The organism is Gilvimarinus sp. 1_MG-2023 (genome assembly GCF_030548285.1).
This window is the reverse complement of the sequence record NZ_JAUOSC010000536.1, coordinates 1-330: the sequence shown is the minus strand read 5'-3', so window position 1 is coordinate 330 and position 330 is coordinate 1. Positions and strand designations below refer to the sequence as shown.

Annotated in this window: 1 protein-coding gene; it reads left to right on the top strand. The window is 57.6% G+C overall.

Translation table 11 applies throughout. The features are described from left to right. Positions 1–249: sulfite exporter TauE/SafE family protein (locus tag Q4563_RS17970; RefSeq protein ID WP_303605472.1), on the top strand; the 249-nt coding region annotated here is incomplete at its 5' end. Positions 250–330: the final 81 nt, after the last annotated feature.

The following is a 330-nucleotide window of genomic DNA, read 5'->3' as shown; positions in this document are numbered from 1 at the left end:
GCGTGTGGTTTGCCGATTGCCTTGACCGGCGCATTAACCAATATCTGGTCCGGCTGGGGCAACCCGGCCTTGCCCGCCTGGAGCACCGGCTTTGTTTATTGGCCTGCGGTGGCCGGTATTGTCATCACCAGCGTGCCCTTTGCCCGCCTGGGTGCCCATTTGGCGCATCGACTGGATCAGCGCAAGTTGAAAAAGGCATTTGCGGTCTTGCTGATCGGCGTATCCATCAAATTCCTGACGCTGTCATGATGGTGTCGAACGCCGGCGTTAGGCTCTTGTCACAGCCTGTCTTGTCCTCGCGTCTGGTCGGGGTAACACTTATTGTAAGGA